Annotated in this window: 15 protein-coding genes; 6 read left to right on the top strand and 9 right to left on the bottom strand. The window is 65.3% G+C overall.

Going from position 1 to position 13,432, the window contains the following annotated elements; translation table 11 throughout:
• Positions 1 to 408: 408 nt before the first annotated feature.
• From FHT19_RS17100 to FHT19_RS17075, 6 genes are all read right to left on the bottom strand, one after another.
• Positions 409 to 762: a hypothetical protein gene (locus FHT19_RS17100; RefSeq protein WP_168556851.1), complete on the bottom strand. Its 354-nt coding sequence runs from the start codon at positions 760 to 762 to the stop codon at positions 409 to 411.
• Positions 763 to 776: 14 nt separating this feature from the next.
• A complete protein-coding gene (locus FHT19_RS17095) occupies positions 777 to 1,775 on the bottom strand; it encodes a cysteine synthase A (protein WP_168556850.1) in 999 nt (332 codons plus the stop codon).
• A 78-nt stretch (positions 1,776 to 1,853) separates the two neighbouring features.
• Positions 1,854 to 2,516: a heme exporter protein CcmB gene (ccmB, locus tag FHT19_RS17090; RefSeq protein ID WP_168556849.1), complete on the bottom strand. Its 663-nt coding sequence runs from the start codon at positions 2,514 to 2,516 to the stop codon at positions 1,854 to 1,856.
• A complete protein-coding gene (ccmA, locus tag FHT19_RS17085) occupies positions 2,513 to 3,145 on the bottom strand; it encodes a heme ABC exporter ATP-binding protein CcmA (RefSeq protein ID WP_248290524.1) in 633 nt (210 codons plus the stop codon). Before ccmA ends, ccmB begins: the two co-directional genes overlap by 4 nt.
• Positions 3,146 to 3,296: 151 nt before the next feature.
• The gene (locus FHT19_RS17080; RefSeq protein WP_169476031.1) at positions 3,297 to 4,088 is read right to left on the bottom strand and encodes an SDR family oxidoreductase; all 792 of its coding nucleotides are present in this window, start codon (positions 4,086 to 4,088) and stop codon (positions 3,297 to 3,299) included.
• Positions 4,085 to 4,702 (bottom strand): DNA-3-methyladenine glycosylase 2 family protein, encoded by a 618-nt coding sequence (locus FHT19_RS17075; RefSeq protein ID WP_168556846.1) that lies wholly within the window; start codon positions 4,700 to 4,702, stop codon positions 4,085 to 4,087. Before FHT19_RS17075 ends, FHT19_RS17080 begins: the two co-directional genes overlap by 4 nt.
• A gap of 112 nt (positions 4,703 to 4,814) precedes the next feature.
• Here FHT19_RS17075 and FHT19_RS17070 point away from each other — a divergent pair, with 112 nt between their 5' ends.
• The gene (locus FHT19_RS17070; RefSeq protein ID WP_168556845.1) at positions 4,815 to 5,120 is read left to right on the top strand and encodes a 2Fe-2S iron-sulfur cluster-binding protein; all 306 of its coding nucleotides are present in this window, start codon (positions 4,815 to 4,817) and stop codon (positions 5,118 to 5,120) included.
• Positions 5,121 to 5,193: 73 nt separating this feature from the next.
• On the opposite strand, the gene argC is transcribed toward FHT19_RS17070, so the two are convergent.
• The 3 genes from argC to FHT19_RS17055 form a co-directional block, all read right to left on the bottom strand.
• Complete coding sequence (argC, locus tag FHT19_RS17065; RefSeq protein WP_169476030.1) at positions 5,194 to 6,135, bottom strand: N-acetyl-gamma-glutamyl-phosphate reductase; 942 nt, start codon at positions 6,133 to 6,135, stop codon at positions 5,194 to 5,196.
• Positions 6,132 to 6,512 (bottom strand): SH3 domain-containing protein, encoded by a 381-nt coding sequence (locus tag FHT19_RS17060; RefSeq protein WP_169476028.1) that lies wholly within the window; start codon positions 6,510 to 6,512, stop codon positions 6,132 to 6,134. Before FHT19_RS17060 ends, argC begins: the two co-directional genes overlap by 4 nt.
• A gap of 98 nt (positions 6,513 to 6,610) precedes the next feature.
• Positions 6,611 to 8,005, bottom strand: coding sequence for a leucyl aminopeptidase family protein (locus FHT19_RS17055; RefSeq protein WP_169476027.1), 1,395 nt, complete (start codon positions 8,003 to 8,005; stop codon positions 6,611 to 6,613).
• A 56-nt stretch (positions 8,006 to 8,061) separates the two neighbouring features.
• On the opposite strand from FHT19_RS17055, the gene FHT19_RS17050 reads away from it, so the two are divergent.
• From FHT19_RS17050 to glnA, 5 genes are all read left to right on the top strand, one after another.
• Positions 8,062 to 8,907: a DUF4163 domain-containing protein gene (locus tag FHT19_RS17050; protein WP_248290523.1), complete on the top strand. Its 846-nt coding sequence runs from the start codon at positions 8,062 to 8,064 to the stop codon at positions 8,905 to 8,907.
• A 259-nt stretch (positions 8,908 to 9,166) separates the two neighbouring features.
• Positions 9,167 to 9,919 carry a DUF3658 domain-containing protein gene (locus FHT19_RS17045; protein ID WP_169476026.1) on the top strand — a complete coding sequence of 251 codons (753 nt, stop codon included), beginning with the start codon at positions 9,167 to 9,169 and terminating at the stop codon, positions 9,917 to 9,919.
• A 137-nt stretch (positions 9,920 to 10,056) separates the two neighbouring features.
• Complete coding sequence (map, locus tag FHT19_RS17040) at positions 10,057 to 10,887, top strand: type I methionyl aminopeptidase (RefSeq protein WP_168556840.1); 831 nt, start codon at positions 10,057 to 10,059, stop codon at positions 10,885 to 10,887.
• Positions 10,888 to 11,283: 396 nt separating this feature from the next.
• Positions 11,284 to 11,622: a P-II family nitrogen regulator gene (locus tag FHT19_RS17035; RefSeq protein WP_110761627.1), complete on the top strand. Its 339-nt coding sequence runs from the start codon at positions 11,284 to 11,286 to the stop codon at positions 11,620 to 11,622.
• Positions 11,623 to 11,776: 154 nt separating this feature from the next.
• Entirely contained in the window at positions 11,777 to 13,186 is a 1,410-nt protein-coding gene (gene glnA / locus FHT19_RS17030) for a type I glutamate--ammonia ligase (RefSeq protein WP_168556839.1), read from the top strand.
• The last annotated feature ends 246 nt before the right edge of the window (positions 13,187 to 13,432 follow it).

The following is a 13,432-nucleotide window of genomic DNA, read 5'->3' as shown; positions in this document are numbered from 1 at the left end:
CACCTTGCCCGCCGGACAAAAGCTTCCCGTCGACGGCCGATGTGCGCACACCAGCCGAACCATCCCCCACGGATGCGACATGAAAGTTTGTCCCGATGGCGCCATGCTATCGCGGGAGCATCCGGGCGAAAAGGGGAAATTGCGGGAAAGAACGGTCAAAACCTGATTCAATTGAGGTTTTTTATGGTTTTTTACCTTTAACCAAAGATGTGTTCACGAAATGTTTCCTGCAAAAACCGTTGGAATCCCGTCGGTTTCCGAATCAGGGTCATTTTGGAGGTGCTTTTTCCCGTGCTTTCCCGTGGCGAACCGGGAATCGCGGACGCACTGTTCCGCATTTTCCCCGAAGCGGGAGAATCGCGCGAACGCATCACGCCTGGCCGCGCGCGGCGCAGCCAACGGGCGCGATCAGTGCTGTTGCGGGCTGGGGCTTTGCTGGGGCGGCGCGGCGCCAACCGGCAATTCCGGCGCGACGCCCATATCGACCAGGGGATCGTTGGCGGCCGTGGCGCTGGCTTCCACCGTGGGATCGAGCGCAGCGGCGCGATTGGCCAGCGTCACGCGCTCCATCACCACATTGGCAAGGCTGATCAGCAGGATGATGGCCCCCAGGCCAAACAGTCCCACTTGCAGGCGATAGACCGCCTGGGCACGCAGTTCACGTGGCGAAAGCGGCACGTGGTGGACCGGCACGATGGGCGCAGAAGGCGGCGCCCCAAACGGGGAGACCTTGCGTTCGCGTTGCAAGCCGAACAGCGCCATCGCGCAGCTATAGCTTATTGCTCAAGCCACGGGAAGATGGGCAGACCCTTGGCGCGCAGCCATTCGGGGTTGTAGAGCGAAGAGAGGTAGCGGAAGCCCGTGTCGCACAGGATCGTGGCCACCCGTGCGCCGGGGCCGATCTGCTTGGCCAGCGCCACGGCGCCGGCCACGTTGATCCCGCTCGACAGGCCCAAGCACAGCCCTTCCTCGGCCAGCAGGCGCTCGACCCAATAAAGCCCTTCCTCGTCGGAAATGCGGAACTGGGTATCGATCGGCGCGCCTTCCAGGTTGGCGGTGATGCGCCCCTGGCCGATGCCTTCGGCCACCGAAGACCCTTCGGCCTTCAACTCGCCATGGGCGTAATAGCTGTAGAGCGCGGCACCATGCGGATCGGCCAGGCCAATGGTGACTTTCTCGTCGAACGCCTTGAGGCCCATGCCCGTGCCGGCGATCGTGCCGCCGGTGCCCGCCGCACAAATGAAGCCATCGATGCGGCCATCCATCTGCGCCCAGATTTCGGGCGCGGTGCTTTCGATATGGGCGCGGCGGTTGGCGATGTTGTCGAACTGGTTGGCCCAGATCGCCCCTTCGGTTTCCTCGGCAATGCGGCGCGAGGTGTGGACGAAGTGATTGGGATTGGAAAAGGGCGCCGCCGGCACCAGCACCAGTTCGGCCCGCAGCGCGCGCAGCGTGTCCATCTTTTCGCGCGATTGCGTCTCGGGCATCACGATCACGCTTTTGTAGCCCAGCGCATTGGCCACAAGGGCCAGGCCGATGCCGGTGTTGCCGGCCGTGCCTTCGACGATGGTGCCGCCGGGCTGCAACACGCCGCGCTCTTCGGCATCGCGCACGATCCACAGCGCGGCGCGGTCCTTGACCGAGGCACCGGGATTGGCAAATTCGCACTTGCCATAGATTTCGGCGCCGGCCGCTGCGCTGGGCCCAGCCAGGCGCACGAGCGGGGTGTTGCCGATGAGGGAGAGGCTGTCGGGAACGATCGCGGGAGCAGTCATGGCAAGCGAGTTAAGGTGCCCCGACGCAATCGGCAACCCAATTGCGCTTGGGCACTCGAAAGCTATTCGCGCGCCGATCTATTCACGGCCGGCGCGGATCGCCGCGGCACCGGCAAAGGGCGCCACCGCCAGCGCCACCAGGCTGCACGCGGCCAGCAGGCCCAAGCCGCCTTCCCCACCCGGCTGCAACGAGCCGGCGCCGAAGATCAGCAAGGGCACGGTCAACGGGATGGCCAGCAACCCGCCCAGCGCCGCGCCCGCGCGCAGCCCGGCCGTCAGCGCCGCGATCGTCACGCCGATCGCGGCCAAACCCGGCGTGCCTAGCAGCAGGCCCCATTCCACCGTGGCCAGTTGCCCCGCATCGAGCGATAGCAACCCCGCCGCGATCGGCGTGGCCAGCAGCAACGGCACGCCAAAGCTGATCCAATGCGCCACGATGCGCACCAGCAGCAGCGCTTCTTCCGAAAGGCCACGCAGGGCCCATTGGTCGAACAACCCGGCTTCCACATCCGGTTCCACCAGCCGGTCGAGCGGCAGGATCGCCGCCAGCAATGCCGCCACCCAGATCACCCCGGCGCCGGTGCGGCCCAGCAGGCGGGCATCGGGCCCCACGGCAAAGGGATAGAGCATCGCCACCGCCAGGAAGAACAACAAGGGCAGCGCCGCCCCGCCCCGCCCCTGTGCACCGCGCAGGAGCAGCGCCAGGTCGCGCCGAAAGATCGGCCAGAGGCGCGCGATCATGCCCAATCCCCTTCCGCGTCATCCCCATGGGGCAGCGGCACGTGATCGGCCATGGCCAGGGTCTTCACGCCCGCAAGCGCCAGCGGCTGGTGCGAGGCAATCACCACCAGTCCGCCACCGGCGCGGTGCGCCTCGATCGCCGCCTGCGCCTGGGCAGCCCAGGCCGTGTCGAGGCCATTGAGCGGCTCGTCCAGCAGCCAGATCGGCGCCTTGGCCGCCGCCAGTCGCGCCAGCGCCGCGCGCTTCTTTTGCCCGGTAGAAAGGTAACGCACTGGCACGTCGGCAAGATCCGCCAAGCCAAACGGATCGTCCGCATCGGGTGCCGTGCCGTCGATCCTGTGCCAGAAAGCCAGCGCACGGCCCAACGGCAGATGCCCGTCGAGCGCCAGCCGCTCATCCACCAGGGCCACCGCGCCCTGGCGCTCCACGGTGCCGGCAAAGGGCCGCATCAGGCCCGCCAGGATGCGGATCAGGCTGGATTTGCCGATGCCATTGGCCCCGGCCAGATGCAGCGCGTCGCCTGGCCCCAGGGCAAAGCCCACCCCGCGAAACAGCACGCGGTCGCCGCGCCGGCAGGCAATGTCATGGGCGGCAAGATGGAGTGCGGTCATGTGATCAACCTTGGTCATCCAACTCTCAAGTTCACCACATGAATGCCGTCACCCCGGGCTTGACCCGGGGTCCCGCTTTTCTTTTCAGGGGCCGAAAGAAGCGGGACCCCGGATCAAGTCCGGGGTGACGAAGAGAAAACACATCCCCCGATCCACTAACGACCAAGCCTCATCGCTGCAACCGGCGGCGCAGCGCGCCGGGCAGCCAGCGGGCCGCAAAGGCCAGGCGCCGTGCCGTGGGGCCGACCAGCGTGTGCAGCCGTTGGCCATGTACCGCCTGCCACGCCGCCTGCGCCACGTCTTCGGCGCGGCCGATCTCCAGCCGCTGGCGCGTGACGACGTCGCGGATCGTGCCCGGCGTTGCCGCATTGGGTGCCTGCTCGATCAGCGGCGTGGCGATGAAGCCGGGCATCAGGCTGCGCACGGCAATCCCATCACGTGCCCATTCGGCATCGAGCGCTTCGGTCAAGGCCCGCACGCCCGCCTTGGTGGCCGCATAGACCGACGTGCCCGGCGTGCCATAAAGCGCCGCCGCGCTGGCCGTGTTGAGCAGGCAGGCCGGCGCCCCACCCTTCGCCGCCGCGGCCTGCAACCAGGGGTAGGCCGCGCGTGCGCCCAGGGTCGCGCCGGTCAGGTTGATGGCGATCACCTGCTCGATTTCGGCCACGCTGCACTGCGCGAGCGGCCCGCCCAGTGGCACCCCGGCATTGTTGGCGACCACGTGGATCGCGCCGCCTCCGGCCTGCGCAGCCTCGGCCAGCGCCGCGTCCCACCCGGCTGCGTCGCGCACATCGAGCCAATGGGCCGACCAGCGCCCGGCGGGAAGCAGCGCGCCGGTCTGGGCCATGCCGGCCGCGTCCACATCGGCCAGCGCCACGAACCAGCCCTCGGCAGCAAAACGTTGCGCGATGGCCCGGCCTATCCCGGAAGCGCCACCGGTGATGAAGATCGTGCCGGTCACAGCGCGGGATTGGAATAGCAGTGCCAGGTAAACAGCGCGAGCGCGCCGCGATGCGGGCGCCAGGGCTCGGCCAGGGCCCGCGTTTCCTTTTCGCTCGGCCGTTCGGGCAAGCCCAGCAGCTTGCCCAGGCCAACCTGCACGGCCAGGTCGCCGGCCGGCCAGATATCGGGCCGCCCCTCGGCAAACAGCAGATAGATTTCGGCAGACCAGCGTCCGATGCCCTTGATCCGCACCAGTTCGGCAATCGCGGCCTCATCGTCCTCCGGCAGCGCGGCCAGGTCCAGTTCGCCCGAAACCACCAGCTCGCACAGCGACCGGGCATAGCCCTGCTTCTGCCGCGACAGGCCACAGCCGCGCAGCGCGTCGAAATCCGCGGCCAGCAGATCGGCAGGCGGAATCGCTTCGCCCAGCAGCGCTTCCATCCGCGTCCAGACCGAAGCGGCGGCGGCCACGCTCACTTGCTGGCCCACGATGGTGCGCAGCAGCGTGCGGTAGCCGGTCTCGCGCAGGCGTGGCTCGGGATAGCCCACTTTGGCCAAAGCATCGGCGAAAGCCGGGTTCTGCACGGCCAGGTGATCGAGCCCGGCCCTTATCGCTTCTGCCGAAAGTCCCATCGGGCGCCTCATCCCTTCGCACTTGCCAATATATTTGGGGGGCATTAGCAGCCGGGACGAAGGGCGAACAGAGATCGATGCGAATCCCGCCCCCCATGAGGAGCTTTTGACAATGCCGAAGCTGGTTGTCGTAGATCGTGCGGGTGAGGAAAAGACCATCGAGGTCGGCACCGGCCTTACCGTGATGGAAGCCATTCGCGACAACGGCTTTGACGAGCTGCTGGCGCTGTGCGGCGGGTGCTGCTCATGCGCCACCTGCCATGTCTATGTCGACGACGGCGCTGCGGCCCTGCCGACGATGAGCGAAGACGAAAACGACCTGCTCGACAGCTCGGACCACCGCACCCCGGCTTCGCGCCTGTCGTGCCAGCTGCCGGTGGTCGATGGTCTCAAGGTCACGATCGCACCGGAAGACTGATCGCTTCCGCGCCTGTGGGCATGAAAAAACGCGCCGGGGCCTGACCCTGGCGCGTTTTTTGTTGGTCAGGTTTTTAGAGCGAAAGCCCCGCCGTTTCCGGAAGGCCAGCCATCAGGTTGAGCGTCTGCACCGCAGCGCCGCTGGCACCCTTGCCGAGATTGTCCAGCCGCGCGACGAGGCGCGCCTGGGTGCCATCCTTGCTGCCGATCACGCTCAGCGCCAGGCCATCCCAAGCCTGGGCGCTGCGACGCATCAGGAACTCGCCTTCCTCGGGCGCCCCTTGCGTGACGCTCACGATCGGGCTGCCGGCATAGAACGCAGCCAAGGCATCGAACATCGCCTGGGCCGAACCGGTGCCCGAAAATGTCCGGCGCATGGCTTCGAGTGAAAGCGGCACTTCCACCACCATGCCGCGCAGCGCCGGCACCACGGCGGGGCTGAACAGCGGCGCGACCGAAAGCCCGGCATAGGCCGTCATTTCCGGCACATGCTTGTGCCCGAAGGCCAGGCCATAGCCACGCCAGGCAATGTCGGTATCGTCCTCGAACCGGGCGATCAGCGCCTTGCCACCGCCCGAATAGCCCGAGACGGCATGCACCACATAGGGCCAGTCGGCGGGCAACAGGCCGGCGCGCACCAGCGGCGCCAGCAGCGCGATGAAACCGGTGGGATAGCAGCCCGGGTTGGCCACGCGGCGGGCGTTGGCCACCGCGTCGCGCCCCACCACTTCGGGCAGGCCATAGGTCCAGCCATCGGCCACGCGGTGTGCGGTGGAGGCATCGATCACGCGGGTGGTATCATTGCCGATCATCGCCACGGCAGCGCGCGCGGCATCGTCGGGCAGGCACAGGATCACCACGTCCGCCGCGTTGATCGCTTCGCCACGCGCCGCATCATCCTTGCGGCGCGCCTCATCCAGCGTGATCAGCGCAAATTCGGGCCGGCCGGCCAGCCGCTCGGCAATTTCCAGGCCAGTGGTGCCGGCCGCGCCATCGATGAAGACCTGCGTGGTCATGCGTCCTGCTCCCCGGTCGGCTCCAGCGCGGCCAGCGCGACATAGCCGACCCGCCCGCCTTCATCCGAAGCCTGGCCCCAGGCCCAGCCGCCGGCCATGTCGATCACGGCAAAGAATTCGCCCGCCGGCAGGTCTGCCAGCACGTCTGCATCGGCGCGGCCCGCGCTGCGCAGCGGGGCGGCCGCCTTCAGGCGATGGGGCATGGGCACCGCATAGTGCGGCACGAACACGCGCCCTGCCAGGCGAATATGCGCCAGGTCACCGCGCACGGGCAGTCGCAACGGATCGACCTTCGCCGAAGGGCCGGACAAGGCCAGTTCTCCCTCGGGCGCTACGGCCGGGGAAACGACAAGGGCAAGATCGGATTCGGCAGACAAGACGGGTTCCCGGACATTCGCAAAGGCGCGCGCTTAGCCGCCCTTGCCCCGCGATTCAAGTTTTCCCCAAATCCGCCCTTTGCAGCGCGTGGCGCGGGTCAGGCCCGATAGCGTGCCTGCAACAGCCCCCAAGCCGCGCGCAGCCCCAGCGCCTCACCACCCTTGGGCCGGCCAGGCTTGGCCACCGGGCGCCAGGCAAAAGTATCGAAATGCAGCCAGTCGATGCCCTTGCCCACAAAGCGATCGAGGAACAGCGCCGCCACGCTGGCGCCGGCAAAGCCGTTGCTGGGGGCATTCTGCAGATCGGCCACGTCGGATTTCAGCCATTCGCGATAGGCATCGTGCAGCGGCAGCGGCCAGCACGGATCGTCGCAGGCATTGCCCGCAGCCAGCACGGCACGGGCGGTTTCCTCCTGCCGCGCGAACATCGCGGGCAGATCGGGACCCAGCGCCACGCGCGCCGCGCCGGTCAGGGTGGCGAAATCGATCACCAGATCGGGCTTGGCCTCGCTCGCGCGGGTCAGCGCATCGCCCAGCACCAGGCGTCCTTCGGCATCGGTGTTGGTCACTTCCACGCTCAGCCCCAGGCGCGTGCGCAAAATGTCCCCAGGGCGGAAGGCATTGCCGGCAATGGCGTTTTCCACTGCCGGGATCAGCAGGTGCAGCCGCACGGGCAAGTTCTGGCCCATGATCAGCGCCGCCAGCGCCAGGGCGTGCGCCGCGCCGCCCATGTCCTTTTTCATCAAGGCCATGCCCGAGGCCGGCTTGATATCCAGCCCGCCGGAATCAAAGCATACGCCCTTGCCCACCACGGCCACGCGCGGGGCATGGGGATCGCCCCATTCCAGCTCGATCAGGCGCGGGGCATGGCTGCGCGCCGCCGCCCGGCCCACCGCGTGGACCATCGGATAGTCGCGTTCCAGCGCATCGCCGCTCACCACGTGGATCGTGGCATGGTGCGCCTTGGCCAGGGCGCGCGCCTCGGCCTCGATCTGCGCGGGGCCCATGTCTTCCGCCGGCGTGTTGACCAGGTCGCGCACCATGGCGACAGCGGCAGCCTCGGCCACGATCTGCGGCAGCGCGCGCACCGCGCCGGTCAGCAGCACGCGCGGGCCGGGCTCTCCCGCTTCGCTGCGATAGCGATCGAAACGGTACTGCGCCGTGATCCAGCCATGCAACGCGCGGGTGCCATCGACACCACCGGCCAGGCGATAGGTGCCTGCCGGCAGCCGCTCGGCCGCGCGGGCCAGGCACCAGGTGCCAAGGCTGGTGCGGTCGGCCACGCCGGCCACGGCCGTCCAGCCGTCGCCTGCGCCATCGGGTACCACCGCCACCTCGCCGGCGTTGCCTTCAAAGCCTTGCGCGGCCAGCAGCGCGCGCGCCTGGCCGCTGCGGGCGCGGAGCCATTCGGGCAGCGCGGCCTTGTCGACAATGTGCAGGGCAATCGCGGCTTGGTCGCGATCGGGCTGGATCAACGCGTTCTTGTCGGTCATCTTGGCGCAGACCTTGGCCCAGGTTGGCGCCAAGATCGAGAGGAATTTGCCCCGCAATGCCCGTTATGCCCCCTGCCCGCTCCCTCGCGCTGCTGGCCCTGGCCACGCTGGCCGCCTGCAACCGCCAGGCGCCGCCGCCGCCCGGCCCGACCAGCACCGCCGCCACCGCCGCTTCGGCAACCACAACGGCCACCGGCAGCCATGCCAGTACCCAAGCCACGCAATCGTCCACCACCGGGCATGGCGTGAAGGAAAGCACCGACGCTTACGAATTTTCCTATTCCTGGCCCGCTGCCGCCGATGCCCTGCCGGCGCTGCGCGCCCAACTCGCCGCAGACGAAGCCAAGACCCGCGCCACTTTGCTGCACGATGCCGCGCAGGGACAGAAGGAAGCCGCGCGCGACAAATACCCGTTCCATCCCTATGCCCACTGGCAGGAATGGCAGGTGGTGACCGACCTGCCCGGCTGGCTGAGCCTGTCGAGCCTGGTCGGCAACGACAGCGGCGGCGCCCATCCCAACTATGGCTACGCCGCGATCCTGTGGGACAAGGCCGCCGGCCAGCAGCGCCAGCCGCTCGACCTGTTCACCTCGCCCGCGGCGCTGGCCAAAGCGATCCGCGCGGATTTCTGCAAGGCGCTCGACGCGCAGCGCGCCAAGAAGCGCGGCGGCAATGCCAGCCTGGGCAGCGCCAGCGGCTTTGACGAATGCATCGATCCCCTGGCGCAAACGGTCATCCTGGGGTCGCTGCGGCACAAGGGCTTCGATCGGATCGGCTTCCTCATCGCGCCTTATGAAGCCGGGCCTTATGCCGAAGGCAGCTATGAATTGACGCTGCCGGTCACCCCGGCGGTGCTGGCGGCCGTAAAGCCCGAATGGCGCGGGGCTTTTGCGGCGCCGTAAACAGTTGCTTGCGCCAATTCGTCGCGCCTCTGCAGAGAAGGATAAAAAGAATATTCGCGCAGAGGCGCTGAGATTTCTAATATCTTTGCGCCTTCGCACCTCTGCGCCTCTGCGTGAACAAATTTTGCCGACGTTGCCGGTCTGGCATATTGCAGGCAGCATGGTTAGCATTGCCAGAAAGCGCCCACTTGCGGCCGTTCCGTCGAGAATACAAACTATCGCAAAGCGGACGTCGCGACAGCGCGTCTAGGGAGGCCCTGTGGACAATCCTTACCTGCATGTTGTGTTTGGTTCTTCTCCCGCCGGCATTCTTAGGCGAGCATTGTCCGAACTAGAAATCCAAGACAAAGTTCTCGACATAATCGACGACCTAAGCATCGGGCCAATAGACGACGATAATCCTGATGTCCGCGGAAAATGGTTGAACAATGAATTAGGGGAACATTCTTGGATAGAATTATTGCAAAATGACGCAATTCTCCCTCATAAATCGACGCAAGGCGCGCATCGTATCATCGCATGGTACGCGCCAAACCGCGCAGATAGTTATGCGGGTTTCAAATGGTGGCTGTCGAAGATCGACAGGAAACCGATTTCGGTCATGAGCGTGCCGGACCTTCACTTCCTAGGGACAGAGGCTATGGCGAACCTAGTCGGCAAGGAGGTTAAATTATCAGAAGAAGAACGGGATCATCATCAAACAGAATGGCGAAAACTCAAAGCTGAAAACGCATTACTTCGTATTGTTAAAAATGATCGCCTAACTTCTGCGTCGCTCGAATATTTTGACGAAATCATCCATAATTTGGTACCAAAAGAGTGGCAAACCGCGATGAGGGTTGTGGGCAACGCTCATTATACAATCAGCATTCAGACTGGTCACGTCATCGATGACCTCTTCATATTATCTCGTCTCCGCACTCTCTCCAGATCCGGAGTAATTGAGTGGGATGGAGACATCAAAGACAGGCGCAGAAGCAGAGTACGTCTTGTCCACGATAGCATTTCGTAGCCTGCTAACGGCAGCAACCGCCGTAAGTATGACAAGACCGAAATGCCTCGAACCCACCAACACCCGCCGCCACGCAGACTCACGCCGCCCATCGATCCAACCTCGCAATTTCGCCCCGCCCGCGCTATCTAGGCGCGATGACCGACTATGTGACCGTTGACGACACCGAAACCGTCCTGCGCGACGGAACGATCAAGCTGCATGGCCCCGCCGGGTTCGAGGGCATGCGCAAGGCCGGACGCCTCGCCGCCGAGATCCTCGACGCCCTGGCGCCGCTCGTGCAGCCAGGCGTGACGACCGCCGCGATCGACGATGTGGTTCGCCAGATGACGCTGGACGCCGGCGCCGTGCCGGCGACGCTCGGCTATCGCGGCTATGCCCATTCCTGCTGCATCTCGATCAACCATGTGGTGTGCCACGGCATTCCTTCGGACAAGACGTTCAAGGACGGCGACATCGTCAATATCGACGTGACGCCGCTGCTCGATGGCTGGCACGGCGATACCAGCCGGATGTACCTGGTGGGCGATGTGCCGCTCAAGGCGCGCCGCCTGGTCGACGTGACCTATGAATGCCTGATGATCGGCATCGAACAGGCCAAGCCCGGCGCGCGGCTGGGCGACATCGGCGCCGCGATCCAGGCCCATGCCGAAAAGCAGCGCTATGGCGTGGTGCGCGATTTCTGCGGCCATGGCCTGGGCCGTCTGTTCCACGATGCGCCCGAAGTGGTCCACGCCGCGCGCGCGGGGACCGGACCGGTGCTCAAGCCCGGCATGTTCTTCACCATCGAGCCGATGATCAACCTGGGCAAGCCGGCGGTGAAGATCCTGGATGATGGCTGGACGGCGGTGACACGCGACCGTTCGCTGTCCGCGCAGTTCGAACATTCCATCGGCATTACCGAGGACGGCTGCGAAATCTTTACCGCCAGCCCCAAGGGCCTGCACAAGCCGCCCTACGCGGGGTGAGCGTCTGTTCCAAAATTCGCCCTCGGCGAATTTTGGGTTCGGCACCGGCCCACGCCCCCACCCGACCTCCCATAGGGTACTATCGAGGTCGGGTGGGGGCGTGGGCCGGTGCCGCACAACAAGCGCGTTGCCCAAAAAATAGGCAGCGCCTGCCTTTTATTTAAGCATTTTTAAGTCGCATTTGCGCAACAACCCGCATGATTTCATGCAAGGTTGGGTTGCTTTCTTACTTTCCCTGTGCATTTCCCGCTTTCGCACAAGGCAGCAATGGCCTAGGGCAAGGTGCTTAACAGTGGCACGATTCTTGTTAGGATCGGCGCTGCGGACACAAGGAACGTGCGGCTGCCCACATACCCGTGGTGCAGCGCGGCATTCAGGTGCAGGGGTCAGGAACCGGTGAAGAAGATCGAAGCGATCATCAAACCCTTCAAGCTCGACGAAGTGAAGGAAGCGCTGCACGAAATCGGCGTTTCGGGCATCACCGTCACCGAGGCGAAGGGTTTCGGCCGACAGAAGGGCCATACCGAGCTTTATCGCGGCGCCGAATATGTTGTCGATTTCCTGCCCAAGGTGAAGCTTGAGGTGGTGGTGGGCGACGCGCTGGTGGAACGCGTGGTGGAAGCCGTAGCCGCCGCCGCGCAGACCGGCCGCATCGGCGATGGCAAGATCTTTGTGATCCCCATCGAAAGCGCGCTGCGCATCCGCACCGGCGAACGCGACAACGACGCGATCTGATTGAATTTCGCCGCGGGCTCGGCCTTTCCTTCCGTGGAAGGACGGCTGGACGTGCGGCGCGTTAGCGGGGGTGGCCTTGGGACGGGCGGCCTCCTTATCCAACCACCCCTGACGCCCGCCGCACATATCTGGCGGGCAAACAGAAGGACCAGCGATGGCAAGTGCAAAGGACATCCTCGCCCGTATCAAGGAAGAGGAAATCGAGTGGGTTGATCTCCGCTTCACCGACCCCAAGGGCAAGTGGCAGCACCTCACCATGGTGTCGTCGGTCCTGGGCGAAGACGAACTGGAAGACGGCTTGATGTTCGACGGCTCGTCGATCGAAGGCTGGAAGGCCATCAACGAGTCGGACATGATCCTCAAGCCCGACCTCGACTCGGTGTTCGTCGATCCGTTCTCGGCCACGCCGATGCTGATCATCAACTGCGACATCGTCGAACCGTCGACCGGCGAACTCTATGCCCGCGATCCGCGCTCGACCGCCAAGCGCGCCGAAGCGTTCCTCAAGTCGACCGGCATCGGCGACACCGTCTATGTCGGCCCGGAAGCCGAATTCTTCCTGTTCGACGACGTCAAGTTCTATGACGGCTACGATGGCAACGGCTTCAAGATCGACGACATCGAGCTGCCGACCAACTCGAACAAGGACTACGAAGCCGGCAACCTGGCGCACCGTCCGCGCGCCAAGGGTGGCTACTTCCCCGTCGCCCCGGTCGACAGCTGCGTCGACATCCGTGGCGAAATGGTTTCGACCATGCTCGAAATGGGCCTGCCCTGCGACAAGCACCACCACGAAGTGGCCTCGGCGCAGCACGAACTGGGCCTGACCTTCGGCACCCTGGTGCAGACCGCCGACCGCATGCAGATCTACAAGTACGTCGTGCACCAGGTCGCGCAGGCCTATGGCAAGACGGCCACGTTCATGCCCAAGCCGATCATGAAGGACAACGGCTCGGGCATGCACACCCACATCTCGATCTGGGATTCGGGCAAGCCCCTGTTCGCCGGCAACGGCTATGCCGGCCTGTCGGACATGTGCCTCTACTTCATCGGCGGCGTGATCAAGCACGCCAAGGCGCTCAACGCCTTCACCAACCCGACGACCAACAGCTACAAGCGCCTGGTGCCGGGCTATGAAGCTCCCGTGCTGCTGGCCTATTCGGCCCGCAACCGTTCGGCGTCGTGCCGCATCCCCTATGGTGCCGGCACCAAGGCCAAGCGCGTGGAATTCCGCTTCCCCGACGCGATGGCCAACCCCTACCTCGCCTATGCCGCGCTGCTGATGGCCGGTCTCGACGGGATCAAGAACAAGATCCACCCGGGCGAAGCCATGGACAAGAACCTCTACGATCTGCCGCCGGCCGAACTCGCCGCCGTGCCGACCGTCTGCGGTTCGCTGCGTGAAGCGCTGGACTCGCTGGCCGCTGACCACGAATTCCTGCTCGATGGCGGCGTGTTCACCAAGGACCAGATCGAAAGCTACATCGAACTGAAGTGGCCCGAAGTGTACCGTTGGGAAACCACGCCTTCGGCCGTCGAATTCGACATGTACTACAGCGCGTAAGTGTTTGACCCGGAACTGCGGCCTTGCCGCAGTTCCGGGTGTTCCGGCACCAGCCCGCTCCCCCACCCGGCCTCCCATAGGGTACTATCGTTGGGAGGCCGGGTGGGGGAGCGGGCCGGTGCCGGAACCCAAAATTCGCCCTTCCGCGAATTTTGAAAACAGACCTTACGCCCGGCTGCCTCGCGCAGCAGGTGCACAGAACGACGCCCGGACCCAAGCGGTCCGGGCGTTTTTCGTTGGCCGGCA

This window comes from Novosphingobium sp. SG919, from assembly GCF_012932495.1.
Classification (GTDB): domain Bacteria; phylum Pseudomonadota; class Alphaproteobacteria; order Sphingomonadales; family Sphingomonadaceae; genus Novosphingobium; species Novosphingobium rhizosphaerae.
This window is presented reverse-complemented; position numbering and strand designations above follow the sequence as displayed.